The 24,937-nt window shown below is 60.8% G+C and carries 28 protein-coding genes and 1 pseudogene; 9 read left to right on the forward strand and 20 right to left on the reverse strand.

The window, feature by feature from the left end; translation table 11 throughout:
• The first annotated feature begins 7 nt into the window (after positions 1-7).
• Positions 8-1,513, forward strand: coding sequence for an Ig-like domain-containing protein (locus AC0L3L_RS12945; RefSeq protein WP_473637835.1), 1,506 nt, complete (start codon positions 8-10; stop codon positions 1,511-1,513).
• A gap of 240 nt (positions 1,514-1,753) precedes the next feature.
• On the opposite strand, the gene AC0L3L_RS12950 is transcribed toward AC0L3L_RS12945, so the two are convergent.
• Positions 1,754-2,005 carry a DUF6074 family protein gene (locus AC0L3L_RS12950; protein ID WP_023797634.1) on the reverse strand — a complete coding sequence of 84 codons (252 nt, stop codon included), beginning with the start codon at positions 2,003-2,005 and terminating at the stop codon, positions 1,754-1,756.
• Between the two features lie 71 nt (positions 2,006-2,076).
• Here AC0L3L_RS12950 and AC0L3L_RS12955 point away from each other — a divergent pair, with 71 nt between their 5' ends.
• Positions 2,077-2,262 (forward strand): hypothetical protein, encoded by a 186-nt coding sequence (locus AC0L3L_RS12955; protein ID WP_473637836.1) that lies wholly within the window; start codon positions 2,077-2,079, stop codon positions 2,260-2,262.
• 3 nt (positions 2,263-2,265) lie between these two features.
• Here AC0L3L_RS12955 and AC0L3L_RS12960 read toward each other — a convergent pair whose 3' ends face one another.
• Complete coding sequence (locus AC0L3L_RS12960; protein ID WP_473637837.1) at positions 2,266-3,135, reverse strand: LysR family transcriptional regulator; 870 nt, start codon at positions 3,133-3,135, stop codon at positions 2,266-2,268.
• A 234-nt stretch (positions 3,136-3,369) separates the two neighbouring features.
• Between AC0L3L_RS12960 and AC0L3L_RS12965 the strand changes: the two genes are divergently transcribed.
• The gene (locus AC0L3L_RS12965) at positions 3,370-3,525 is read left to right on the forward strand and encodes a YjiS-like domain-containing protein (protein ID WP_473637838.1); all 156 of its coding nucleotides are present in this window, start codon (positions 3,370-3,372) and stop codon (positions 3,523-3,525) included.
• Positions 3,526-4,028: 503 nt separating this feature from the next.
• Here AC0L3L_RS12965 and AC0L3L_RS12970 read toward each other — a convergent pair.
• The 3 genes from AC0L3L_RS12970 to AC0L3L_RS12980 form a co-directional block, all read right to left on the reverse strand.
• On the reverse strand, positions 4,029-4,676 hold the full coding sequence (locus AC0L3L_RS12970) for a helix-turn-helix domain-containing protein (protein ID WP_473637839.1): 648 nt from the start codon (positions 4,674-4,676) through the stop codon (positions 4,029-4,031).
• Between the two features lie 124 nt (positions 4,677-4,800).
• Positions 4,801-6,054, reverse strand: coding sequence for an MgtC/SapB family protein (locus AC0L3L_RS12975; RefSeq protein WP_473637840.1), 1,254 nt, complete (start codon positions 6,052-6,054; stop codon positions 4,801-4,803).
• A 107-nt stretch (positions 6,055-6,161) separates the two neighbouring features.
• Positions 6,162-6,608 carry a pyridoxamine 5'-phosphate oxidase family protein gene (locus AC0L3L_RS12980; protein ID WP_473637841.1) on the reverse strand — a complete coding sequence of 149 codons (447 nt, stop codon included), beginning with the start codon at positions 6,606-6,608 and terminating at the stop codon, positions 6,162-6,164.
• Between the two features lie 209 nt (positions 6,609-6,817).
• Here AC0L3L_RS12980 and AC0L3L_RS12985 point away from each other — a divergent pair, with 209 nt between their 5' ends.
• Positions 6,818-7,042 carry a hypothetical protein gene (locus tag AC0L3L_RS12985; protein WP_473637842.1) on the forward strand — a complete coding sequence of 75 codons (225 nt, stop codon included), beginning with the start codon at positions 6,818-6,820 and terminating at the stop codon, positions 7,040-7,042.
• Here the strand turns inward: AC0L3L_RS12985 and fixJ are convergent.
• Together fixJ and AC0L3L_RS12995 are read right to left on the reverse strand one after the other, a co-directional pair.
• The gene (gene fixJ / locus AC0L3L_RS12990) at positions 7,039-7,653 is read right to left on the reverse strand and encodes a response regulator FixJ (protein ID WP_473637843.1); all 615 of its coding nucleotides are present in this window, start codon (positions 7,651-7,653) and stop codon (positions 7,039-7,041) included. The genes AC0L3L_RS12985 and fixJ overlap by 4 nt on opposite strands.
• Positions 7,640-9,154 carry a PAS domain S-box protein gene (locus AC0L3L_RS12995; RefSeq protein ID WP_473637844.1) on the reverse strand — a complete coding sequence of 505 codons (1,515 nt, stop codon included), beginning with the start codon at positions 9,152-9,154 and terminating at the stop codon, positions 7,640-7,642. Before AC0L3L_RS12995 ends, fixJ begins: the two co-directional genes overlap by 14 nt.
• Positions 9,155-9,266: 112 nt before the next feature.
• Here AC0L3L_RS12995 and AC0L3L_RS13000 point away from each other — a divergent pair.
• The 3 genes and pseudogenes from AC0L3L_RS13000 to AC0L3L_RS13010 all read left to right on the forward strand — a co-directional run bounded on the left by AC0L3L_RS13000 (position 9,267) and on the right by AC0L3L_RS13010 (position 11,143).
• Positions 9,267-10,099: pseudogene (locus tag AC0L3L_RS13000) on the forward strand (universal stress protein).
• Positions 10,100-10,242: 143 nt separating this feature from the next.
• Positions 10,243-10,512, forward strand: coding sequence for a DUF6455 family protein (locus AC0L3L_RS13005; protein ID WP_473637845.1), 270 nt, complete (start codon positions 10,243-10,245; stop codon positions 10,510-10,512).
• Positions 10,493-11,143: a hypothetical protein gene (locus tag AC0L3L_RS13010; RefSeq protein WP_473637846.1), complete on the forward strand. Its 651-nt coding sequence runs from the start codon at positions 10,493-10,495 to the stop codon at positions 11,141-11,143. The genes AC0L3L_RS13005 and AC0L3L_RS13010 overlap by 20 nt, the downstream gene beginning before the upstream one ends.
• Before the next feature lie 76 nt (positions 11,144-11,219).
• Here the strand turns inward: AC0L3L_RS13010 and AC0L3L_RS13015 are convergent, their stop codons facing one another.
• The 9 genes from AC0L3L_RS13015 to ccoN all read right to left on the reverse strand — a co-directional run bounded on the left by AC0L3L_RS13015 (position 11,220) and on the right by ccoN (position 20,094).
• Entirely contained in the window at positions 11,220-11,918 is a 699-nt protein-coding gene (locus tag AC0L3L_RS13015) for a CBS domain-containing protein (protein ID WP_473637847.1), read from the reverse strand.
• Positions 11,919-12,010: 92 nt separating this feature from the next.
• On the reverse strand, positions 12,011-12,163 hold the full coding sequence (gene ccoS, locus AC0L3L_RS13020) for a cbb3-type cytochrome oxidase assembly protein CcoS (protein WP_258122836.1): 153 nt from the start codon (positions 12,161-12,163) through the stop codon (positions 12,011-12,013).
• Positions 12,160-14,448, reverse strand: a complete 2,289-nt coding sequence (locus tag AC0L3L_RS13025) for a heavy metal translocating P-type ATPase (protein WP_473637848.1) — start codon at positions 14,446-14,448, stop codon at positions 12,160-12,162. Before AC0L3L_RS13025 ends, ccoS begins: the two co-directional genes overlap by 4 nt.
• A complete protein-coding gene (locus tag AC0L3L_RS13030) occupies positions 14,445-14,942 on the reverse strand; it encodes a FixH family protein (RefSeq protein ID WP_473637849.1) in 498 nt (165 codons plus the stop codon). Before AC0L3L_RS13030 ends, AC0L3L_RS13025 begins: the two co-directional genes overlap by 4 nt.
• Complete coding sequence (gene ccoG / locus AC0L3L_RS13035) at positions 14,939-16,498, reverse strand: cytochrome c oxidase accessory protein CcoG (protein WP_473637850.1); 1,560 nt, start codon at positions 16,496-16,498, stop codon at positions 14,939-14,941. The genes AC0L3L_RS13030 and ccoG overlap by 4 nt, the downstream gene beginning before the upstream one ends.
• A gap of 215 nt (positions 16,499-16,713) precedes the next feature.
• The gene (gene ccoP / locus AC0L3L_RS13040) at positions 16,714-17,577 is read right to left on the reverse strand and encodes a cytochrome-c oxidase, cbb3-type subunit III (protein ID WP_473637851.1); all 864 of its coding nucleotides are present in this window, start codon (positions 17,575-17,577) and stop codon (positions 16,714-16,716) included.
• A 2-nt stretch (positions 17,578-17,579) separates the two neighbouring features.
• The gene (locus AC0L3L_RS13045) at positions 17,580-17,729 is read right to left on the reverse strand and encodes a cbb3-type cytochrome c oxidase subunit 3 (RefSeq protein WP_473637852.1); all 150 of its coding nucleotides are present in this window, start codon (positions 17,727-17,729) and stop codon (positions 17,580-17,582) included.
• An 11-nt stretch (positions 17,730-17,740) separates the two neighbouring features.
• Positions 17,741-18,472, reverse strand: coding sequence for a cytochrome-c oxidase, cbb3-type subunit II (ccoO, locus tag AC0L3L_RS13050; protein ID WP_473637853.1), 732 nt, complete (start codon positions 18,470-18,472; stop codon positions 17,741-17,743).
• An 11-nt stretch (positions 18,473-18,483) separates the two neighbouring features.
• Positions 18,484-20,094 carry a cytochrome-c oxidase, cbb3-type subunit I gene (gene ccoN / locus AC0L3L_RS13055; protein ID WP_473637854.1) on the reverse strand — a complete coding sequence of 537 codons (1,611 nt, stop codon included), beginning with the start codon at positions 20,092-20,094 and terminating at the stop codon, positions 18,484-18,486.
• A gap of 274 nt (positions 20,095-20,368) precedes the next feature.
• Here ccoN and AC0L3L_RS13060 point away from each other — a divergent pair, with 274 nt between their 5' ends.
• Positions 20,369-20,788, forward strand: coding sequence for a hemerythrin domain-containing protein (locus AC0L3L_RS13060; protein WP_473637998.1), 420 nt, complete (start codon positions 20,369-20,371; stop codon positions 20,786-20,788).
• On the opposite strand, the gene AC0L3L_RS13065 is transcribed toward AC0L3L_RS13060, so the two are convergent.
• Positions 20,785-21,513 (reverse strand): Crp/Fnr family transcriptional regulator, encoded by a 729-nt coding sequence (locus AC0L3L_RS13065; protein WP_473637855.1) that lies wholly within the window; start codon positions 21,511-21,513, stop codon positions 20,785-20,787. The genes AC0L3L_RS13060 and AC0L3L_RS13065 overlap by 4 nt on opposite strands.
• Positions 21,514-21,665: 152 nt before the next feature.
• On the opposite strand from AC0L3L_RS13065, the gene hemN reads away from it, so the two are divergent.
• Positions 21,666-23,015: an oxygen-independent coproporphyrinogen III oxidase gene (gene hemN, locus AC0L3L_RS13070; RefSeq protein ID WP_473637856.1), complete on the forward strand. Its 1,350-nt coding sequence runs from the start codon at positions 21,666-21,668 to the stop codon at positions 23,013-23,015.
• 12 nt (positions 23,016-23,027) lie between these two features.
• Here hemN and AC0L3L_RS13075 read toward each other — a convergent pair whose 3' ends face one another.
• From AC0L3L_RS13075 to AC0L3L_RS13085, 3 genes are read right to left on the reverse strand one after another with little or no spacing between them, the layout of a single operon-like run.
• Positions 23,028-23,456 (reverse strand): ion channel, encoded by a 429-nt coding sequence (locus tag AC0L3L_RS13075; RefSeq protein ID WP_473637857.1) that lies wholly within the window; start codon positions 23,454-23,456, stop codon positions 23,028-23,030.
• A 9-nt stretch (positions 23,457-23,465) separates the two neighbouring features.
• A complete protein-coding gene (locus AC0L3L_RS13080; RefSeq protein ID WP_473637858.1) occupies positions 23,466-23,975 on the reverse strand; it encodes a group III truncated hemoglobin in 510 nt (169 codons plus the stop codon).
• 22 nt (positions 23,976-23,997) lie between these two features.
• Positions 23,998-24,870, reverse strand: a complete 873-nt coding sequence (locus tag AC0L3L_RS13085) for an SUMF1/EgtB/PvdO family nonheme iron enzyme (RefSeq protein ID WP_473637859.1) — start codon at positions 24,868-24,870, stop codon at positions 23,998-24,000.
• Between the last annotated feature and the right edge of the window lie 67 nt (positions 24,871-24,937).

Here is a 24,937-nt window from a genome sequence, read left to right on the forward strand (position 1 = left end):
AAGGAAGATGCCGACCTTAAGCAATGGCAGTGAGCTCATCGTATGGAACGAACCCGAGAATCCCAATCCGACCCCTGACTCGGTCCTTTTCAGCATCACGGAAACAGACGGCGACGTAATCGGACCGATAGGCGCAAAGCCGGATTTCCCTTTCGGTGGGATCGAACTGGCTTCGGTCGATGTCTTCGACGGCTTCTTCACCATCACCAGCTTCACCCATGAGGGCAGGACCGAAACCTGGACGACAGTGGAAACGCAGGTCTTCGACAACGAAGGCAATTTTCTTCGCACCGTGTCCGACCAGGCGGCCTTCCAGTCGGTCCAGATCGTCTCGATCAGCGCCGACAGCCCCGACGACCTCACGGTGACATGGATCGGGGCGAACGAATATTTCGGCGGCGAAAACACCCAATACGGTCAGCACCAGATCATCTTGAAAGGGGGCGTGCTTCAGTCCGACACCTTCGTTAATCACGCGCCGACCGTTGCCGACCTGGACTTGTCGATTTCGCAGGCGCAATCTCTCGATGACGTCAAGTTCAGCGCGACAGATGCCGACTACGATCTCTTGAACTTTATCGTCTTTGACGGGCCGGACAGCGGCACCCTGGAGCAGGAGACGAGTTTCGACGGTAACCACTACCCGTTTCACCAGGGTCATTATGGCACTACCCTGCACTATCATGCGGATTTTCTGAGCGGAAACCTGTTCGACTACACACCGGAGGCCGGCTTCATCGGCACCGACAGCTTTACGGTTTACGCTACGGACGGCCAGGGCAACAGCAATGTGGCGACGATTACGATCACCGTCACTCCGCCGGCCGAATCCATTACCCTGACCGACGCCAAAAACATCGCGAGCTACGCAAGCCATGATCATGCCGTGCTCGTCGCCGCGCTGGGCGGGGGCGACCGCATCAGCGGCACCCCGTTCAACGATACGCTCGACGGCGGTGCCGGCCACGACCAGCTGTTCGGCGGCGCCGGCGCGGACGACATCATTGGAGGCGCGGGCACCGATTGGCTGAAGGGCGGCGCTGGCGATGACGAGATCAGTGGTGGTGAGGGCGCAGACGGCGTCCGCGGTGACACTGGCGACGACGTCCTCGACGGCGGCGCCGGCTCCGACGACATGCGAGGTGGTGCTGGCGACGACATCCTCAATGGCGGCGCCGGCCGCGACCGGCTGGCCGGCGAGGGGGGCAGGGATGTCTTCGTGTTCGACGCACTTGGGCCGGCGAACTACGACAGGATAGAAGACTTCAATGCGCTCGACGATGTGTTCTGGCTGGACAGCTCGGCATTCGTCGGGCTGTCGGCCGGCTCGCTTTCCGCTGCGGTTTTCGTCGTCGGCAAGCACGCCATCGATGACAACGACCACATCATTTACGACAAGGAGACCGGCGATCTGCTGTTCGATGTGGACGGGGCAGGAGGAGCGGCGACTGTCAAGTTTGCCGCCCTGGACCCGAGCACATTCCTCACAGTGGACGACTTCTTCGTGTCATAGGCGCGCATGGGTGGGGCGCAGCTACATAGACCGGGCGTGATCGCGCCCATGCGCAGGATTTCCTCCCCGATTGCGCAGTAAGGGGGCGTCAGGGCTCATCCGAGCCCTTGATGCTGGTGTCTGCAACGGTGAGGCATGATTTCGACGAACGCGGCTATTTTTTCATCCGCATTGAGAAACCTTGCATTTGACGGATGCAGTGGTGCCACGCGGCAATCCATCGTCGTGAGCCAGCCGATGCTATTGTGCTAGTTTCGCCGCACTGCGGGTGGCTATATCATCCAAGACAGCATGAAGAAGCGTTCCGACTTCCTGTTCGGCCAGCCCGGGTGCAATTCCTGATTCGGATAGTTGAACGAGAATTGCCTTGGCGGTGTTGCGCCAGAAGGCGTTCGCGTCCTCCCCGTTCTTGGACTCCAGGACCAGGGCGATCCCTTCGACCAATTTCCGCCGCCGATGCAGCGGAAATGCGCTTATGTTTGAATCGCACATCGATCACCTCACCCCTTCAGTCGCGCGAATAAGCATTGGCAGGTTAGAAAATTTGGTTAACAGCGCTCTTTTTGACGGTGGTCAGCAATGGAACAAAGCGTCCGCTGGGCTCGATGGTCGGTGCCGCGAATAGCGGCTGGACGCAGCGGCATGGCGAGTTCGAGTCCCTGTTGAAGTATTACGGCCTCGGCCTGACGGCGCAGGAGTCCGGCATGAGGGCCAACATGCGGCTCAGCTGGTGGCCGATCGACGCCTGAGGCTTACCGGATCGGCGTCTCGCCGCGAAACAGCGGCTGGTGCGCCCGCATCAAGGCGGCAATCCGGTCGGCGACTTTTCGTACCGGCGGCGAGTGACGTTCCTCGTGATGGGTGACGATCCATTGGTCGGTTGCGAGTTCGGGGATAGGCTGAGCGACGCGAACCAGCCGCGGATCGCTGTCACCGACGAAGCACGGAAAGATCGAAAGGCCGGCGCCGGCGGCCACCAGTTCGCGCACCGAATGGGTGTTGTTGCCGCGCACGGCGATGCGGTCGCCGTGATGGGCTTGCAGCCAGCGCGCCGAGGCAACGTTTGCCGCTTCGCCGGTGACGCCGACGAACAACCCGGCAGCGATGCCGTTGATCAGGCGGCGTCCGGAATAAATGGCGTAGGCGACCTTGCCGCTCTGACGGCCGGCCAGCCACTGCTCGGTCGGGCGCTCGCTGCGGATGCCGATGTCGGCGGCACGGCGGCCGATGTCGACGCGGTCGGTGGTGGTGACGAGCTCCACCCTTATGCCGTCATCGACCGTCCAGATCTCGCCGATATGGGCGGAAACGAAGGCTGAGGTCCATGGTCCGGCCGAGACGCGGACAATGCGGTCGGGCAGGTTTCCCTCGCGCCAGCGGGTCAGCGACTGCATTGCTGCCTCGACGTCTTCGGCGCGCCGCAGCAGTTCTTCACCGACCGGTGTCAGCCGGTAGCCTGTCTGCTGGCGCACGAACAGCGGTTCGCCGATCTGCTTTTCGAGCGCGGTGACGCGTCGTCCAAGGGTGGCTGCGCTGAGGCGCGTGGTGCCCGTCGCTGCGCTCAAGCCACCCAGCCGCGCAACGTCGAGAAACAACCTCAGATCGTCCCAGTCGATATCCATTTTGCAGAAATGAAAAACTCCTTGCGACCGTGGCTGTAGCGCGAAGCGGGCATCACGCGCAAGTATGCAGGCATTGGAGGCGTTGGACAATCCTGCTTGGAGCAACAGTGACAAACGCCTCGGCTGGCCAAGAAGCCAGCGCAATCCTTTCGATCGCGCAGCGCTTCGCGCAGATGCTTTGCGCTTTCGACCAACCCAGGCGCGCGGGCTTTCTGCGCGCCAAAGGAGACGATCATGTTCGATAAACTTCGACACCGTTTCGCCCGCTGGCTTGCCTATCGCCAGACGCTCGCGAGCTTGAGGCAGGCCCCAGACAGCACACTGGTGGATGCTGGCATTTCTCGCGAAGAGATCCGCGAGCATGCCCGCCACGCCAGCCTGCGTCGTTGAGTTAATGGCGGCGGATATGCAGATGATGGAGCTTTGGGATGGCCGCTCGGTACCGCGCATCGGGATCGGCGCCTGGGCGGCGAGTGGCGCCGCGCTGCCGCGATACCGCGACCATCTATGGCGAGGCAGCGCCTGCAGCGCGATTGTATGGACGTCGCGCTGCTGCATATCAACGAGTATCCGATAGAGCGCGCCGGCGAGGTGTTCGGTACGCTCCGGCCTGTTGCACCATGAGGGCAAGATCGGCGGCTGTTGGCGCGAGGGAGGAATAGGGTCGCTATCTTCGACTGTTTGGCTGTCGCGGAACCATACGGAACGATACGGGAAGAGTTCTGATTTTGGTCCACGAGAAAGCCAATGAAATCAACATCCCGGCACACCTCCGGGCCTACCCACCGCGGTCGGGACCATTTGCGTCCCCCAGCAGGCCCAGCAGCAATACGACGAAGGCGGGTGAGAATACGCTGCAGACAGCATAGTTGAAGTCATGACCAGAGTTGGACTCATTCACTCATACCGCGCAACGCGTCCTGCTTAACGATTTCCACGCAGCGCAGGTTGAGCAAGCGAATGACGCCCTTCTCCTTCAGCTTAGTGAAAACCCGCGAGACGGTCTCGATGGTGAGGCCGAGATAATCGCCGATATCCATGCGCGACATCGGCAGCTCGACCTGACGCAGACCCCCTTGGCGCTCCGCCATATCGACCAGGAACGCGGCGACGCGCTCGATGGCGTTCTGGCGGCCGAGGACCAGGAGGTGTTCCTGCGCCCTTGTCAGGCCCTTGAGGGCCAACGGCAACAACTGATGCGATATGTCAGCACCGGCAGCAATGCGGAAGACGCGGATACCGGTGGCGCTGATCGCTTCGGCGAAGAAATGATGCGTTGTCCCGGCTTCTAAGCCGAAAGTCTCTCCAGCTAGGTGAAAGGCACTGATCTGCCGGCGGCCGTCGGCAAGCAGGCGGTAGATACGCACGGCGCCAAACTCGACCTGGTAGAAGGCCCCGGCCTTTTCGCCCTGGGCATAGATTTCCGCACCGGCGGCAAAGAAGCTGAGCGGCTGCAGCAGCGTGGGATGGAATGCCTCCGGCGGGTTCGGCTTTGGCGACCGTGACTGTGCTGCGATTCGGGAGGTCGTATAGGCGTGCATGGCTGTCTCCCCGGTTTATCGGTGTAACAGCAATCGCCCAAATCCGTCGCTCACGAAATTCGGTTATGTCCCTACGGGAAACTACCTAGACCAGTCACAGACGTGGCGGAGAACCTGAATGAGTTCAGAGGCCAGACAGTATCGCCATGGCGGAATAGCCGGCGGCGACAGCCAGCAGGGTTGCGCCGGCCAGCGGCAACCAGAACCTGATCGGACCGGCAAACACCGCCAGCGACAGCCGGCCGATCGCGTTTGCCGCCAGCGCCGCTAGCACCGCCTGGCCCACGGTCTCGACCTGGACCGAATGTTTGACCAGGCGCAACGCGCTTAGCACCGAGACATCGACATCGAACGTGCCGGCAAGCGCCGAGCTCGCCAGCAAGCCGCGTCCGCCGAATTGAGCCGCCAATGCGGCGCTGGCGGTCGCGACAACCGCGAAGAGCACGGCAAAGATCAGCAATGGGCCCAGTTCGAATGGATTACGCGTAAGCCCGCCACCTTTTTGATCCCCGCCGCCGCGCGCCAACAGAAATGCGCCGCAGGCCGCGAAGACGAACGCCGCAGCAATCGCGGGAATGCCGGCTGGGACGAATATGCTTGGCTCGATGATCAAAACCACCACGCAAACGCGCAACAACGAAACCATCGCTGCCAGCGAAGCCGCCCCTGCTAGCGGTAGGGGATTGCTTGACGACGTGGCGTCGCGGGCAAGTGCCACGGTCACGGCTGTGGAGGAGACGATGGCACCGATGATCGAGCTGACGAGCAGACCGCGCGTGGTTCCAAGAACGCGAACGGCGACATAACCAGCGAACGATATCGACGCCATCAGCACCGTAAGGAACCAGACCTCCCAGGGATTGAAGCCGCCCCATGGATCCAGCGTCCGGTTTGGCAGCAGGGGCAGAACGATCGCGGTCATCACCGCCAGAATCAGCGCCGAGCGGAGCTCGATCCAGGTCAATCGCTTCAAGAGAGAGTGCAGGATCTCGCGACTGGCAAGGACCGCCGCGAGCGCTGCTCCTCCGGCGCAAGCAGCCCGAACGTCGCCGGCTACACAAAGCGCGCCAAGCGCGAACACAGCAAGGCCGGCGATGACGGCTGTGACGCTGAAATCCTCGTCATGCGCCGCCTCGCGCGCCTTGTACCAGGCGAAGATCGCGGCAAAAGCAATGAACCCTCCGACTAGCACGGATACCGCGCCGAGCGCGTTGGCCAGCGCTGCGAGAATGCCCCCGAGCAGACCGGATATGCCGTACGTGCGAATGCCAGCTGTCCGGCTGCGATCGGGCGCGTCCCGCTCACGCCACCCACGCTCCAGCCCGACGAGCAGGCCTATTGCCAAGGCGAGTCCGAGCCGGGTTATGAGCGAATCCATGATGTGGTGCTTTCAAGCCGCGGCCATCGTCAGGTGGTCGCGAACCCACCCACGATTTGTCTCCCACTCATTGCCTGGGTGTGCGCGCAAATCTAGAGCGTAACAATCTATTCCAGTGCTTGCCGGCCGGACAATTGTTCGATGCGGATCCGGAAGAATACATGCGGCATGCTGTCGGAAACGGGAGGTATGACCGGCGTCAAGGCGCCAGGCTCCCACCAATCGACATGCTTGCTCAGCATCGACCATGCACGATCGCGCTCGACCATGTAGCCGATCTGATCCGGCAATTCCTCATAGTGGCCGTCGACCACCACGCTTCTCCATGCTCGCCCTTGGCCGCGTTCGTCGACCTGAAGGGAAACCAGTGGATTGGCACGCATCCACTCGATCTTCTTGCCGGGCATCGAAAACGCATAAAGATGATTGTCCGCATGGGCGTAGTGGATAGGCACAACATAGGGCCGCCCATCCTTCGCGCAGGCCAAGTGGCCGACTCGATTGGCGATCAGCAATTTCGTGCATTCCAGGGTAGAAAGTGTGCGGATCAACATTGGCGTGATCTCCTGCTTTTTCGTGGCTACGCTGGGCGGAGGTTTCGCCAGCTTTGAGCCAGGAGTCATAATCATGCCGCCGAAGCGGACATTGATCGCGATCAAGGGATCGGTTCGGCAGCGCGCATGGCTGCCAGCGATGTGGCATTTGGTTCGCGGGAAATGATTCAAATCAAGGCGAGGCTTGCCAGCTTGCGCATCCTAGGGGGATGTGGAAGCCGATCCTAAGCGCTCCGTTCGACCGCGATCTCGAACTGGCCGTCCTCGACGAGGATGGCGAGCATGCGCTTGTATTTCCCTGCAAGAAGACATGCAATGGGTGGAAGAATGCCGCGACCGGTAGCTATGTCGACATCCACCCGACCCATTGGCGCGACTGGGACGCGGAGAGAGCGCTGACAGATATCTGCAATTCCCTTCCTCAATCACCTTAGTGCTTGGCGTCCACGATCAGCGCCATACGAACCAGATGCGACAGGCTGCTGGCGGCCATCTTGCTCATGACATTGGCGCGATGGATTTCGACTGTGCGCGGGCTGATTCCCAAATCATAGGCGATCGTCTTATTAGGCAGACCTGACACAAGCCCATCCAGCACTTGCCGCTCCCGCTCCGAAAGCGTTGACAGACGCCCGCGGATCTCCGTGGATTGCGGGTGCGTTGCATCAACCCGATTGCGATTGCCCAATGCTGAGCGGACCGCATCGATCAGAATGTCGTCGTCAAACGGCTTTTCGATGAAATCCGCCGCTCCTTCCTTCATCGCCTGAACGGCAAGCGCCACATCGGCATGGCCTGTCATGACAATAACCGGAACCGAATGACCGCGGGTCCTGAGTTGGCGCAGGAACTCGATGCCGTCTATGCCGGGCATACGCACATCGGTCACGATGCAGCCGTCGATAGTGTTTGTCGCCGTTGACAGAAACGCTGTCGCCGATTCGTGCAGGCGTACGGCAAAGTCGGCGGTTGCCAGAAGAAAACCGAGCGACTTGCGAACCTCGACGTCGTCGTCGACCACATGCACAACATCATTCCCGGCCATTGAGGACCTCTTCCTTGTCCACGATGCGCAAGGTGAACCGGAAAGCGGTTCCTCCAGACGGCATTGCCTCGGCCCAGATACGACCGCCGTGCGATTCGACGATGGTCCGGCAAATGGAGAGGCCGACACCCATACCCTGCTTCTTGGTGGTGACGAAAGGTTGGAAAAGCTGGGCCGAGATCTCCGGCGCGAGGCCCGTGCCTGTATCGATCACGCTCACTTCGGCCATGCCGTCGTCCTTGGCAATGGTCATCACATGCAACTCACGGTGCGGTGCTCCCTGCATGGCCTCCACCGCATTGCGCATCAAGTTGAGCAGAACCTGCTGAATTTGGATGCGGTTGGTCAAGACCAGTTCGGCTGCAGGATCGAGTTTGTAGCTGACGCGCACATTGGCTTCTCTTGCCCCTACCAGGGCCAGGGACGATGCTTCCTCGATCAATGCCGGCAAGCGCTCGACCTGACGCTCGCTTTCACCTCTTGAAACGAAGTCGCGAAGGTGTCGGATGACATCTCCTGCTCTCAAGGCCTGTTCCGCGGCCTTTTCGACAGCTTCCCTCAACATCGGCGCGCTCTCTTCCTCGCTCTTCTCAAGCAGCCGGCGGCTGCCCTTGAGATAGTTCGTGATCGCGGTGAGCGGCTGGTTGATCTCATGCGCAAGCGTCGAGGCCATTTCGCCGAGCGCGGTAAATCGTGCCATGTGGAGAAGCTCCTGCTGCTGCTCCTGTATTCTTGCTTCCGCCCGGTGACGTTCGGTCAGGTCGCGACAGAAGCCGGTAAAGAAGCGTCCGGTTCCCGGATGCATCTCGCCGACGGAAAGCTCCATCGGAAAGGTGGAACCATCCTTGCGCATTCCCGTGACGGTGCGGCCAAGTCCGATGATCCGGCGCTCTCCGGTCGTCAGATAGCGGTGCAGGTAGGCGTCATGCTGCTCGCGATAGGGTGCCGGCATCAGCAGGCTGACATTCTGACCTATGACTTCGCCGGACTTGTAACCGAACAGCATCTCCGCGGCCGTGCTGAAGGATTGGATGTGGCCTTGTTCGTCGATGACGACCATCGCATCGGGCACCGTTGCCAGGATCGAACGCAGATGATCCTCCCGCAGCCGAAGTTCGGCGTTCGCAAAGGAGAGTTCGCTGACATCCGTGCCTTCGACGAAGATGGCAGCGACCCGACTATCGTCGATCTTGATCGGCTGATAGACGAAATCCAGGATGCGCTCTTCTATCGGCCCATCGTCCTTGTTGCGAAGGGCTACCTTCACGCCTTGGCCCCTATACGGCTCGCCGGTCCTGTACACATGGTCCAGCTGTTCGAAGAAGCCTTGACCTTCGAGCTCGGGAAGGGCCGCGCGCACCGACTTTCCAATCACCGACCTGTGGCCGATCAGTCGTTGGTATGCGGCATTGGTCAGTTCGAAGACATGATCCGGCCCACGCATGAGAGCCATGAAGCCCGGAGCCTGCTCGAACATTTGCGACAAGACTGATTTCAGCATCGTCCCGCCGGCCGACAAAATACCCGCTTCGCTTTGGCTCACCTGAGATCCCTGGGTTCGGCACGCCTGCAACAAAGGCTAGTTATCACTCCTCGCCGCGCACGCAAAACGGATCGAGGGCGAAGTCTTCGGATGCAACTGGCGGTCAATTATCGCAAACCTTGCGATAGATGCAGCACCTGCGCCCATTGTGAAACTGGGGGTCGAACTGGCCGAGCGTTTCGGAGCGCACCTTATCGGCCTGGCGGCAGCGGATGTTCCGCCGCTGGTCGCCACCGGCAACAGCATGGTCTACGAAGGCGAGATCATGCAGGTTCAGCGAACCGAGATCGAAAAGCGGCTTACCGAACTGCGGGCCGAATTCGAAAGGCTGGTTCCGGCATCGGTCAGCAGCGAATGGGGCAGGCGGTCAGCAGTCCGACCCGCTTCCTCAGCGTTTCCGCCCGTGCGGCGGACCTCATCGTTACCGGCGGCGAGGAGGGAGAAAATATCTACCGCGCCGTCGATATCGGCAGCCTTGCCCTCGGCACAGGCCGGCCAGTCCTCGTCGCCGCAAGCAATGTCGAACATGTCATGGCAAAGACCGTGCTGGTCGCCTGGAAGGATACCAGGGAGGCGCGAAGGGCGATAGCGGATGCATTGCCTTTCTTGGCCGAGGCCAACGAGGTTGTCGTTGCCACCATAGATGCCGACCGCCACGAAAGCATCCGCGACAGCCTCGCCGACGTCGCGGTCTATCTCGAACATCATGGCATCATGGCGCGAACCGAACTGATCGGTGACGAGGCTGATGGTGACCGGCTGCTGGCATTCGCGCGCTCGATCCATGCGGATCTTATCGTCTCCGGTGCCTACGGCCATAGTCGCCTGCGGGAATGGGCCTTCGGCGGCGTCACGCGCACGTTGATCGAAGACAACGGCATTAACCGCTTCATGTCGTATTGACCGCCAGCCGCATCGGGAACTTCAAGTCCGACACATGCGGTCTGGACGCCAGATTCATGGTTCCGGGCGAGTCGCCTGTTGACCGAGATCAATGCAGCGGTCGCCAACATCGCAATGATGGCCGAGAAACAGGAGTGACCGACATGACCTTTCTCGATTACCTGATTTCAGGTGACGCCAGGACCGCTTTGATGGGTCGCATGATGCAGAAGCTCGGCGTCGACAAACAATTGAAAGTCGTGGCGGACCATGTGGCCGTCACCAATCGTGCAGTAGACCGCTGCCGCTCGTGCGGCCATCAGGACGAATGCACGATCTGGCTCGACGAACACCAGCAAGCCGACAACCCACCGGACTATTGCCGCAACCGCGACCTGATCGCGCGACTGCAGCATGCCGCTGGTCAACGCTAGAAAGGTCACCACAAATGGGTCAGACGAGTCAACGCAAACGGAACTTATGCCGATAGATTTGCATCCCATGGGACCAGGCAGTTTGGACAATCTATTTCTTCTGGAAGCATTTCTGCTCTTTATTGCGCCCGGGCCAACCAATGCTCTTTTGATGGCGGGTGCGGCCAAGCGAGAGAAGGCGATTGCACTCTTGGTCGCACAGGCCTGCGGATACGGGATCGCAGCCGCCTGCTGGTTTTCGCTGCGACCCTTGCTGCCGTCCGGCGCCATCCAGGTACTCAAGCTGGTCGCAGCCCTACGGCTCGTAATTCTTGGCCTGCGTCTGATAGGCAGCGACCAGATCGACGCATCCGAAGACGGGGATAGCCTTTCTATTATAGTAACTACTGCCCTCAATCCGAAAGCCTTTATCTATTGTCTGGCAATCGTGCCGGTGGGCGCGAGGCCGTACGAACTGGGCATCTTCTGGATCGTACTCTTGATGACCACAGCTGCCACCGGGTCGATGTGGCTTTTGCTCGGTAGGCGGCTGAACGGAGGCAGAGAGATGGCAGACCGGGTCGCGGGCGCGGCGCTTATCGCATTCGCCTTGTTGCTGCTTCGACCACTAATAACGGTAGCTGCGACTTAGGTTCAACGCGGACATTCTTCCAATTCGAATGTTGGGGTCACGCAATGCGGAGTCCGCAAATTCTTGTAGTGCTGAACTAAGAGACAAGCACCACCGACAGCGGCCCCGCGCAGAAAAGGTTATCCTTGACGGCCCTTACGCCGGCGACGTTTTCGGCGGCGACAATGGCTGCCTGGCGCTCGCGTTCGTCGAAGATCGCGCCGCTCAGCTTCACCACCCCCTTGTCCACTGTCACGTCGATCATGTCCTTGCCGGCCCATTTCTGCCTCGCAAGCTCGGCAAGGACATTCTGTCGGATCTGCTCGTCGTCAGTGACTGTCGAGACAGCGTCCGGCAGGACACGGAGCAATGCACGCAGAAGATCGGCACGGGTGACGATGCCGACAACTTTGCCACCGTCGATGACCGGAACGCGTTTGACGTGATGGCGCGTCATCAGCTCGACGATCTCGGGCAGCGATGCGCCAGGGGATACCGTGACGACATCCGCCATCATCACCTCCTCGACTCTGCGTCCGTTGGCCCGAACATATTCATCGGCGGCTCTTCCTGGGCTGACAAGAAACTCCAGCCAACGCGAGCGCTTGCGCTTGGAGCCGAGTTCTCCACGGCGCAGGAAATCGCCCTCGCTGACAATGCCGACCAGAGTGCCGTCGCTGCGAATGACGGGAAGGCCGCTGATCTTTTTGGAGAGCATCAACCCTGCCGCATCGGAAATCGATGCCGTTGGTTCTATCCCGATCACCGGTGCGGTCATTATGGCTTCGACTTGCATGCCTAACTCCTCCGACATCTATCGGGGCCATTATCGAGGTCCCGTGCGGGACAGGCCTTGATCTGCATCACTTCCGACAACGACGACGGATGTCACTTTGGCTTGTCGTCCCGGTCGATCAGAATCCGCTCGGCCGCTCCATCAAGATCTTCGTACTGGCCGCTCCTCAAGGCCCACAGGAAGCCTGATAGCCCAAGCGCGCCGAGGAACAGTGCCACAGGTATGAGGTAGACGAGCGTCGTCATGAGGATCGTGCCAGTGTGCCGACGCTGGAGCGCCTGTCGGGCGCGGCGATTCTTGCTGGAGCGTGCGGCCCAGACCCCTGCAGCCGCAGCGCGTTTGCAATGACCAGCAGTGATGAGGCGGACATCGCGATCGCCGCGATCAACGGCGTGACATGGCCGAGAATGGCGATCGGCACTGCAACGGCGTTGTAGATGATCGCGATTGCAAGGTTCTGGCGGATCAGCCGTCCGGCCTTTCGCGAGATGTCGAGGGCGAGAGGCACCGCCATGAGGCTTTCACGCAGGAAGACGAAATCGGCGGCGTTGCGCCCGATGTCGGCTGCGGTGGCCGGGGCGAACGATACGTGCGCCGCGCCCAGCGCGGGCGTGTCGTTGAGACCGTCGCCAACCATCAGAACCTTGTGGCCCGCCTTGGTCAGTGCTTCGATCCGCTCAACCTTGCCAGCGGGGAGCAGCGCCGGAACGAAGCTCTCGATACTCAACGTCCTGGCGACTTCGCCGCAGGCATTGGCGATATCACCGGACAGCATCTCGACCGACACGCTCGCATCCTTCAGTTGCCGAACCGCCGCCTTGGCATCGGAGCGCGTAGCATCCTCGAACGTGAAAGACGCGACGATCATCCCATTCCTCGAGAGCACCGTCCCACCAAATCCATGCTTGCCTTCGCCGCCGGTCCGGGCCTTCCATCCGGCCCAGCCACGCCGGCCGAGACGCCATGTGTCGCCCGCGGCCGTGGCTTCGATGCCGAAGCCGGGGTGCTCGCTGACGGCGTCCAGCTTCGGTTGTCCGGTAAAACCCATGAAAGCGGCTATGGCCTTTGAGAACGGATGGCGGGAGTGCGCGGCCATGTCGGCTGCGATCGCCAGCATCGCTGGGTCGACGGACGACGCATTGAGCAACTTGGGTTGGCCGAGCGTCAGCGTGCCTGTCTTGTCGAACACCGCTGTGTCTATCGCTGCCAGGCGCTCCATGGCCGACCCGTCCTTGACCATGACGCCGGCCTCGAACAGGCGACGCGCCGCGACCACTTGCACGATCGGCACGGCGAGGCCGAGCGCGCATGGACATGTGATAATCAGAACGGCGATGGCGATGGTGATAGCCTTGTGCCAGTCGCCGGTTGCCGCCATCCAGCCAAGGAACGTCACGAAGGCGGTGAGATGAACCACCGGGGCATAGAGCGCTGAAACGCGATCGGCAATCCGGCGATAATGCGCGCGGCCGCCCTCAGCCGCCTCCATCAGCCGAACCATTTCCGCCAGGAACGAATCTTTTGCGGCGGCTGTCGCCTCGATAGTCAGCGGGCCGGTAAGGTTGAGCACGCCAGCCTGCACAGTATCGCTCGGCGCTCCGTTTCTGGGCGTGCTCTCGCCTGAGACCAGCGAACAGTCGAGATCCGACGCCCCCCGCACGATCTTGCCATCGACGGGAACCCTTTCGCCGGCCGCGATCAGCAGCTGCATGCCTGGTTCGATCTCGCCAATCGGCAGGTAGTCGCGCGCGCCATCACCGCGCAGCACCAAGGCGCCACGCGCCGCTAGCAGCGACAGGCCTTTCACGGCAGTCCGGGCGCGCTCCCGCATCACATGATCCAGCGTACGGCCGATCAACAGGAAGAACAGCAGCGACACCGACGCGTCGAAATAGGCGTGGTCGCCATGGTTGATGGTCTCGTAGAGGCTCATTGCGTAGGCGAGCGAAACGCCAACCGCAATCGGCACATCCATGTTCATGCGACCGTGACGCAACGCGTTCCATGCCGAGCGGAAATAGATGCCGCCAGCGAAGGCGAGTGCCGGGATGGCGATCAGTGCCGATACCCAATGGAACAGGTCGCGGGTCGCGCCTTCGGCCCCGGACCAGACCGAGACCGAAAGCAGCATGATGTTGCCCGCGGCAAAACCGGCAACGGCGACGGCCCGGATCAGCTCCGAGAGCGTCTTGTCCTTTTCACCAACCTCGGGGTCGAAAAGATGAGCTGGGTAGCCCAGCCGCCCAAGCGCGGCGACGAATGGCGGAGCCTCATCCCCACGCCACCGGATCGACACGCGTTTCGTCGACAGGTTGACACGAGCGCCTTCGACGCGATCGAGCTTTCCGAGAGCTGTCTCGATGGCCTGGATGCAGGCCGCGCAATGAGCGGTCGGTACTGAGAGATCGGTCTGGCGAAGGTCATCGCCAAGCGAGCCGCTTGCCAGCCTGATCTCCTGGCCCGACGGCAGACTGGATGTGGCTCCGCCCAGATCCAGCGCCATTTCAGCGCCCGGTGCACAGCAGCTCATCGCAGTGCTCCCTGGGAAATCATGATCCGGCGAACGTCGCGATAGGACTCCGTCAGACCGGCATCGGCGTCGACCTCGACGATCCAGACGCCATCCCTTGGTGTGTGCTGCGCGGCAAATTCCTGGCCCGAGGCAACGGCGAGAGTGACGGCTTTGTCCGCGGCCTCGTAGGCGGGATGACGAAACAGCACCTTGACACTACGCAAGGGAACCGGCTTGCCGGCGGCATCGCTGAGACTGTAGCGGACTTCGCCCCAAGAGATCGTCAATTTGCCAGTCCAGCCGAGCGCCGCCTGCGCGCGCCCTTCCCCGGCTTTTTGGTTGAATTGCTGGCTGGCCACATAGGTGTTTTCGACGACGAGGCCGGTCCAGCTCGTGCTGGCGAGCGTTGCCATGGTCAGATTCACGCCAACGATCACGCCGAAAAAACTGAGAATGATGAGCAACATATGCCTGCCGGTGAATTCGCGGGTTTTTTGCGTATTGGCGCTCATCTGGCGATCTCCGGGGCGTTGAAGGTGGCGGTGTATTCGTCCGTTTCGAAACTCGCCTTGTCCTCGACCAGGAATTTGAACGTTTGTGTTGCGCTTCCGACCTGGTCCGTCGGCTGGCGCACGAAGACCTTCAGCATCTTCAGGCGGTCGGGTTCGACCGCGACGGCGAAGGACCGGTCTGCCGGAAGATCAATACCAACGACGCTCATTTCGGCTCCCCGCAGGCCCTGCATCGTGACAACGATCGTCCTTGGCTCGGGGATCATGTTGAGCAGCTTGACGGTGTAGCCGTTGCGGATTGAACCGTCGGACAACGTGACGAATTGCGGGTTGCGGTCGTGCAGAACGTTGACCTCGAGCCGGTCGCGCGTCAGCAGCGAATAGAGCAGCGCAATGCCGACCGCCGACCACGCGCCCATGTAGATGAAGGTGCGGGGCCCGAAGATCTTGCGGATATGGAAATGGGCCAATTTATCGGAGAAAGCGCCGCCGTCGGTTCGGACGAGCGACGGGTTCACCGAGCAAGAGCCGCCTGCAGTCGCCACCGCCATGTTGGCGTTGTAATCGGACAGCGTCGCATAGGAGATCAGCCCGCGCTCCTTGCCGAGTTTGTCCATGACGCCGTCGCAGGCATCGATGCACAGCGCGCAAGTGATGCATTCGAGCTGCTGGCCATCGCGAATGTCGATCCCCATCGGGCAGACGGCGACACAGGCATTGCAATCGACGCAGTCTCCGACCGGCTGCCCCGCGGCCTGGACCTTCTTGGCGTGCCGCGACCGAGGTTCGCCGCGCCAGTCATTGTAGGTCACGGTGAGCGAATTTTCGTCGAGCATGGCCGCCTGGATGCGCGGCCACGGGCACATATAGGTGCAGACCTGCTCGCGCATCAGCCCGCCGAATGTGTAGGTGGTAGCCGTCAGCACGCCGATGGTGATGTAGGCGACCGGCGCAGCGGTGCCAGCGAAGACCTCGCCAATCAGCGATGGCGCATCGGCGAAATAGAAGATCCAGGCGCCGCCGGTCGCTGCCGCTATGGCCAGCCAGATCGCGTGTTTCGATACACGCAGCACAAGCTTGCGCGCGGTCCACGGTCCGGCGTCGAGTTTCATGCGGGCATTGCGATCTCCCTCGATCGCGCGCTCCACAACCAGAAACAGATCGACCCATACGGTCTGCGGACAGGTATAGCCGCACCAGGCTCTGCCAACTGTGGATGTGATTAGGAAAAGGCCGATGCCGGCCATAACGAGAAGGCCGGCGACATAGAAGAATTCCTGCGGCCAAATCTCGATGAAGAAGAAATAGAAGCGGCGGTTGGCAAGATCGATCAGCACGGCCTGATCGGGAGCAAACGGACCTCGATCCCAGCGCAGCCAGGGCGTCAGGTAGTAGATGCCCAGCGTGATCGCCATCACCAGCCACTTGAAGCGGCGAAAGCTGCCCGAGGCGCGCTTGGGAAAGATCTTCTTGCGCGGTGCATACAGCGGCTGGCGGACCTTGGCGGAGTTGACCGCCTCGGCTTCGAGCCGTTCTACCTGCGTATTATCCAGCACGAGAAACTCCAGTCGCGCAGCTTATGATTTCGGCGCGCGCAGTCGGACTTCGTTCTTCGGCCGGTGCGCGAAAGGCCGCGTTGAACAAGCCTTGCCGTAGGGTAGCCTGCTGCGCGTTGATGCAAGTCAATCGTCGGACATCGAATGCAATCGAGGCCCGGCGCAAGCCGGGCCTCGTCGCTTGGCTGGCGAAGGGCCGGGAATAGGACCCCCCTCTATTCCCCACCACCAAGCGAATGGATGTAGACCGCGAGCTCCTTGACCTTGGTCTCGCCGAGACGCTCAATCCAGGCCGGCATAACGCCGTGCTTGGGTGCGCGGACCTGCGCGGCGATTGCCGTTTCGTTGGACCCGTAGAGCCAGATCGCATCAGTCAGATCGGGCGCGCCGAGCTCTTTGTTGCCTTTTGCATTGTCGCCATGGCAGGCCACGCAGTTTTCGGCGAAAACCTTGGCGCCCGGCTCGACCAGTTTTGCATCTTGAACCGGGCCGGACAGGCTGGCGACATAGGTGCTGACCTGTGCGACCTGGTCGCCGGTGATGATCTCGCCAAACGCCGGCATTTCCGACAGGCGTGTATCCGGGGCGGATGCGAAGCGGATGCCGTGCGTGATCGTTTGCTGGATCTGCTCGGCCGTGCCGCCCCACAACCAGTCGTCGTCATTGAGGTTGGGAAAGCCCTTGGATCCCTGGGCGCCGGAAGCGTGGCACTGCACGCAATTGACCTTGTAGGCAGCGCTGCCGGCGGCAGCGGCAAATTCGCGCAAGGCGTCGTCGCCGGCAATCTCCGAAACGGTTTTCGATTGTATCGCCGCGGCATACTTGGCTTTGGCGACTTCGGCGGCGGCAAGTTCCTTCTTGACATCGTTGCGGCTCGAATAGCCGAGCACGCCCTTGGTCGCCGAGGTCAGCATCGGCCATGCCGGATAGGCGATGGTGTAGCCGATCGCCCAGACGATGGTGATGTAGAACGTTATGACCCACCAGCGCGGAAGTGGGTTGTTGAGCTCCCTGATACCATCCCACTCGTGGCCGGTGGTGGAGATGCCCGACACTTCGTCCATATGTTCATCGCTCATGATCAGTCGTCCTTCAGAGGAATGCGGGCGGCTTCAACGGCCTGCTTGCTACTCCCGGGACGGAATGCGAAGGCGACCGTGCCGACGAAGAAGAGTGCCATGGCGAGCAGGGCCCAACTGTCGGCGAACTCTCTCATCCAGTTGTAATCCATGGTCCTTCTCCTCAGCGGTAGCCGGCGGCTTCGTCGTAGGTCTTGAAATCGACCAGCGTGCCGAGCATCTGCAGGTAAGCGACCAGGGCATCCATCTCGGTGACCTGTTGCGGGTTGCCGTCGAAATCGCCGAGCTTGGCCTTCGGGTAGCGGCCTTCCAGGTCGGATGTGTCGGCATTGGGATCGGACTGCGCCATCAGGTCACCTCTGGCGTGAGCGATCATGTCATCGGAATAGGGAACGCCGACGCGCCTGTTTGCGATAAGGTGCGTCGAAAAGTCCTTCACCTCGATCGCCGTATCCTTCAGGAAGGCATAGCTCGGCATGATCGATTCCGGCACCACCGAGCGCGGCTCGACAAGATGCTGAACGTGCCATTCGTTCGAATAGCGATCTCCGACCCTGGCGAGGTCCGGCCCCGTGCGCTTCGACCCCCACTGGAACGGGTGATCGTACATCGACTCGGCCGCCAGGCTGTAGTGACCATAGCGCTCGACCTCGTCACGGAACGGTCTGATCATCTGGCTGTGACAGAGGTAGCAGCCCTCACGCACATAGATATTGCGCCCGGCGAGTTCGAGCGGCGAATAGGGACGCATGCCCTCGACCTTCTCGATCGTGTTGTCGAGATAGAAGAGCGGTGCGATTTCGACGATACCACCGACCGTCACCACCAGGAGGGAACCAACGAGAAGAAGCGTGGCGTTCTTCTCGATGATCGCGTGTTTGTCCATCAAGCCCATTTTTTGGCTCCTTATTGTGCGGGCTGAAGGGCGGGGATGGCGCCTGGCATCGGCTCCTCCTCGCGTTGGTAGCCGAGGATGGTCATGGCAATGTTCCAGGTCATGATGACGGCGCCGGCGAGATACATCGCGCCACCCACGGCGCGCATGACGTAGTAGGGATGCATGGCGGCCACGGTTTCGGCGAAGGAGTAGACCAGGAAGCCCTGCTCGTCGTATTCGCGCCACATCAGGCCCTGCATGATGCCGGAAACCCACATCACCGCGGCGTAGACAACGATCCCGAGCGTCGCCAGCCAGAAGTGCCAGGTGACGAGCCGCAGCGAATAGAGCCGTTCACGGTTCCACAGCTTCGGCACCATGTAATAGATCGCGCCGAATGAGATCATGCCTACCCAGCCGAGCGCGCCGGAATGGACATGCCCGATGGTCCAGTCGGTGTAGTGCGACAGCGAATTGACCGCCTTGATCGACATCATCGGACCTTCGAACGTCGACATGCCGTAGAAGGCGATGGCCATCACCATCATGCGGATGATCGGATCGGTGCGCAGCTTGTCCCAGGCGCCGGACAGCGTCATCAGGCCGTTGATCATGCCTCCCCAGGAGGGCATCCAAAGCATGATCGAAAACACCATGCCGAGCGTCTGCGCCCAGTCGGGCAGGGCGGTGTAGTGCAGGTGATGCGGCCCGGCCCAGATGTAGAGAAAGATGATCGCCCAGAAGTGGATGATCGACAGCCGGTAGGAATAGACTGGCCGGTTCGCCTGCTTGGGCACGAAATAATACATCATGCCAAGGAAGCCGGCTGTGAGGAAGAAGCCGACGGCATTGTGGCCGTACCACCATTGCGTCAAGGCGTCCTGGACGCCGGAGAAGGCGGAGTAGCTCTTCGAGCCCAGTAGAGACGCCGGCATCGACAGGTTGTTGATCAGGTGCAGCATCGCGATGGTCACGATGAAGGACAGATAGAACCAGTTGGCGACGTAGATATGCGGTTCCTTGCGCTTCAGGATGGTGCCGAGGAACAGGACGAGGTAGGCGACCCAGACGATGGTCAGCCATATGTCCACATACCATTCAGGCTCAGCGTATTCGCGGCTCTCTGTGATGCCGAGCAGGTAGCCGGTCGCGGCCATGACGATGAAAAACTGATAACCCCAGAACACGAACCAGGCGAGATTGCCGCCGAACAGCCGGGCGCGGCTGGTGCGCTGCACGACATACATGGACGTGCAGATGAGCGCGTTGCCGCCGAAGGCAAAAACGACGCCGGATGTGTGCAATGGCCGCAGGCGGCCGAAGTTGAACCATGGCTCGATGTTGAGATCCGGATAGGCGAGCTGCAGCGCGATGACCACACCCACAAGCATGCCGACAACACCCCAGAACATAGTGGCGATGGCGCCGTAGCGGATTGGCCCGTCCATGTAGGCAGAAGGATCGACCGATGCGGCCGGCGCAAAGCTGGTGTTGCGCAGGAGGACGATGACAAAACCAAGGAGCAAGAAGAAAAGCACCCACATGTGCTGACGAAACGGTTCGTCCACGCCGAAGCCGGCTGCCACCAGCGCCAGGAAGGTGAAGAAGCACAACAAGACAATTTCCGTGCCAAATTTCATGGCATGTCCCCGACGTTGAATTCCGATCTGCGAACACCAATCCGCAGCGACACCAATTCCGCAGCCGCTTCGTCGCCGCCTTGATCCAGGTCAAAGCTCACCACTTTCAGATTGGGCAGCGTGGTCTCGCAAACAGTCAGGAGGTTGCCAGTTGGTTGAAGGGAGGAACCAGTTGAACGGAGACAAAGGGCGGGGATCGTCGCTGTTCGAAACACGCCGTGAGATTTCGATTCTAACTGACCGATCAGCCAGAGAGGCAGTCCCGGCGGCCGTGATGAGGCGCGCGCATGACGAGAAACTGCGGCTCTGCGACGCTTTGGAAAGAATCGCCGACGCGTTACCAGGCGTCGACCGTCTGACGTGCCTCAGCACGGCCAACGCGATCGTGCCGCTTTTGCGCAGCATTCATCAGTACGAAGAGACGATCATTTTCCCTGCTTACGAGGAGGAGGCCGTAATCGGCAGCAACGCGAACCTTGCCTCAACTAGGCGATTGCGGGCCGAGCATGTAGAAGATGAATGCTTTGCCGGCGAGGTGACCGAAATTCTGCTGACCGTCGGTCACGGCAAGACTGTCGAGAACCCCGAAGCCATCGGTTTCATGCTGCGCGGCCTGTTCGAGAACTTGCGCCGGCATATAGCATTTGAACGCGAGCATGTCTTGCCGATGATCGGGATCGTTGACACATCCTAGGCGCCGGAGCGACTCTCCAACCGTGCAAGGCTGTCCACTGTCACATGGCGGTTGTTGTCGATCCGGATCACGCCTTCTGTCCGCAGCCTGGTCAACTGACGGCTCACAGTCTCGATTGTCAGGCCGAGGAAATCGGCGATATCAGCGCGCGTCAGCGGCAGATCGAAGGTCGCCGACCTGGTGGCAGGATCAACCGTGGGGTCTATGTTCCTGGCGATCATCAGGAGAAAGCTGGCCACTTTCTCCGAAGCGGTCTTGCGTCCCAGCGTCACCATCCAGTCGCGTGCCTCGTCGAGCTCATTCAGCGTCTGCTTCAGCAGGCGATGCTCGAGCTCCGGCGATTCCCTCATCATCCTTTCGACAGCTGCCTTTGGGAACGAGCACAGCGAGACGTCCGTTGCCGCCTCCGCGTTGATCGCGCTTTCCACCTTGAAAGGCCGCCCCAGAAAATCGGGTGCGAACTGCAGGCCGACAATCTGCTGGCGTCCGTCCGAAAGGCTTTTTGTCAGCTTCACAACGCCTGAGAGCACGTTCGAGTAGCTGTCGACGGTCTCGGCGTCGCCTATCAGTTCTACTCCTGGCTCGACCTTGTGTTTTGACGAGGTCTTGGCAAGCCCGACCAGCTGGTTGGGGTTCAGCGCGCCGCAGACGCCGCGATGCCGTGCCTCGCAGGATTGGCAAAGCACCGGAATGCCTGAACTGTGAACGTCCTGGCGCACTGTCATCATGATCGTCCGAGGGATTCCAAGTGCAGGTAAGATAGCATCGGCGTCAGGAAAATCCTTGCGGCAGTTTGTCCGCAGGGCTTTGACCGAAATCAAGGCATCGGCATGCCGCTGCAGTCAGATTCAATCCTGCAAAAGAGATGGAAGGCGACATGCGACCGGAATTGGCTGTCAGACTTGGCGAAAATGTGCCGCGCTATACCAGTTACCCGACCGCGCCGCATTTCCACGCAGGCGTTGACGCTGCCGTCCATAGAGGCTGGTTGGAAGCGATCCAAGGCGGTGACGAGATTTCGCTCTACCTGCACATCCCCTACTGCGATCGGCTCTGCTGGTTCTGTGCGTGCCACACCAAGCAGACCCGCCACTACGAACCGGTGACTGCTTATCTCCGCTCGCTGCATGCGGAGATCGCAACAGTCGCCGCCCTCGTCAGCGGCAAGGGCCATGTCCGCGCCGTCCATTTCGGCGGCGGTTCGCCCACCATGCTGAAGTCCAAGGACATGATGGCACTAGGAGCCGTCTTGCGGGGCAGCTTCGATTTTCTTCCGGACGCCAGCGTCAGCGTCGAGATCGATCCGAACGACATGGATGAGGCACGCCTCGACGCGCTCGCCGAGATCGGCATGACGCGGGCGAGCCTCGGCGTGCAGGACTTCGATCCGAGAGTGCAGAAGGCGATCAACCGGGAGCAAAGCTTCCTGCAGACAAAGGCTGTCGTCGACGGGGTCCGTTCGCGCGGCGTCGCGTCCGTCAACCTCGACCTGCTCTACGGCTTGCCGCACCAGACCAGGCAGGGCATCTCCGCCACCGTCTCGCAGGCCCTGACCCTGGAGCCGGACAGGATGGCGCTGTTCGGCTATGCGCATGTGCCGTGGTTCAAGAAACACCAGACGATGATCGACGAAGCGTGGCTGCCGGATTCGATCGAACGCTTTGCTCAATCGCAAATTGCCGCCGGCCTTATGCTGAAGGCAGGATATCAAGCGGTGGGCTTCGATCATTTCGCCAGATCCGGTGATGCGCTGGCCGTTGCGGCACGCACCGGAACCTTGCACCGGAACTTCCAGGGCTATACCGAGGACCGCTGTGAGACACTGATCGGGCTTGGTCCTTCTTCGATCAGCCAGTTTCGCCAGGGCTATGCACAGAACATGCCGGCGACCGCCGAATACGGACGCATGGTGGAGCAGGGAGGCCTGGCTGCCGTGCGCGGCATTGAATTGTCCGATGATGACCGCGTGCGCGGCTGGATTATCGAACGGCTGATGTGCGATTTCGCCTTCTCGGCGATCGATCTGGTCGAACGCTTCGGCGAAATCGGCCAGAAGCTTCTGCTCCAGGCGAGTTCCGTCGCCCTTCGTGATCCTGCTCGGTTGCTGGAACTCGATGGCGACAGTTTCGTAGTGCCGGCCGACAATCGTCCTTTTGTCCGCAGCATTGCGGCCAGGTTCGACAAATATTTCGAAACCGGCAAAGCCAAGCATTCGGTGGCAGTCTGAGCGCCGGCCCGGTTAGAAATGCTCCCCGGTCTTGAATGGGCCGATCCGCGTTCCTGCCGCGATCAGATAGGCGGTCGACCAGCCGATCAGCAGAAACCCGTTGACGCCCTCGAGCGCCGCCAGCACGCGCCACCCGTGAGCGGGTACGACGTCGCCATAGCCGACCGTCGAAAAGGTAATGGTCGAGAAATACAGTGCGGTTTCGAAGTCGAAGATGTCGAGCAACAGGTAAAGCCCGGCCCAAAGCCAGACCTCCGTTGTGATGACGGCGAAGAGCCCCATCACGACGCTGATCATAGCGACTATACGGCTGCGGCGGCCATGCATGCGAAACCGTGCGACCAGATACCCCATCGCATGGGTAACGGCGATCAGACCGAAGGTGTGAATCAGGACCGTCAGGCTTATGACGACCGTGCCGACGAAGAGATTGAGGGCCATGCAACGAAATTAGGAATCTCTCGGAGTGCGTTCCTTGCGCGAAATCAAAACCGGCCGAGTTTCGCCGAAGCCAGCCTGTTCGGCCGTCGCAACGGGACCGAGACGGAAGAACATCGCCAGCTTCAGACTTGTTGCGATCCGTTCGGCCCGGTCGACAAACACCGCCGCCGTTTCTGGGGCGAAGAGTTCAGCCGCCGTTTGACCGAACAGGGCCTGCCAGACATCGAAATCGGCCTCGGTGACATCCTTGAGTTTGAGGTGCGCCGGCACCGGTCGGCCGTGATAGTCGCCGCTCTTGAGGATGACGGAACACCAGAAGTCGGTCATTTTCTCGAAATGTGGCTCCCAGTCGCCGGTGATCTCGCGCGCGAAAATCGGCCCCAAACGCTCGTCGCTCCTGACTTTTGCGTAGAATTCGCGGACCAGTTTTCCGATCGATATTCGATCGACGCCAGTATGGCTCAGGGGCTGTTCCGCGACCGGGCGCGCCCGATCGACCAAAGCTGATTTCAATGTCATCATGCACTCTTGTTTTATGCTGTCAGGAGAAGCCCAGGCGTCGAAGGGCAACCTGCACGAGACTGGGCTGGTCGCGGACAAGCCGGAAACCCAGATTGTCGGGCGGCGTGCCGACTGCGCAACCGCCGCTCTTTCCGTCCCGGATGAAGTTCGACATGTAGGTGCGGTGGAACCCCTCAACGACGTGCACGCCGCAATTGTCGATCGAACTCGCGGTCCGCTTACCGTCAATATCCATCGTGGCGTGGGAATAACATGTCGAGGTCCATTCCCAGACATTTCCCGCAATATCGGCCAGGCCTTTTGAATTGGTGCCGAAGGACCCTTGAGCCCTCGGCTCTGGATCAGGTTTTCTTCCGAGCGAGGCCTCCAGGCGATACTGTGTCAGCCACCGGCGCGCCGGGTTGTTCGGGTCGCTTTCGCCGCCCTCAATGTCACCTCGGAACCGTTCGCTGGCCGCATAAGCCCACTCCACGTCCGTCGGCAACCGCCATGCCTCTCCTATCCGCGCCGAGAACCACCTCGCGTAGGCTTCGGCATCGAGATAGCTCACACCGGTGACCGGAAGGTCACCGACATTGCGTGCATCTGCTGGTTTGCAGGCGCCGTCCGCCACACAACGTCCATATTCCGATACGCTTACCTGGTATTTCATGATTTCCAGTGGCGCGTCGATGGAGGTTTGCACGACGGGCGCTGCGACAGGATGGTTCTCCTTGAGGAATTCCCCAGCCTGTGGGTGCTCAAACGAGCCGGGTCCCAGGACCACCAGTTCGCTAACGGCCGCCGGTTGGGAGAACTCCAGAGGACTCTCCTCGAACATATGGGTTATGCCCATGCCGATCAGCGCGGCAGCCGCGATTGTTCCGAAGGTGAAGACAGGATCGAAGGACATGGCATCAAGTCCGGCCGCGAGTGCAACCCCTTGGCTCCGCCGCCGGGTTGCACTGAGGATCGGATCT

This window comes from Mesorhizobium sp. WSM4849, from assembly GCF_055811385.1.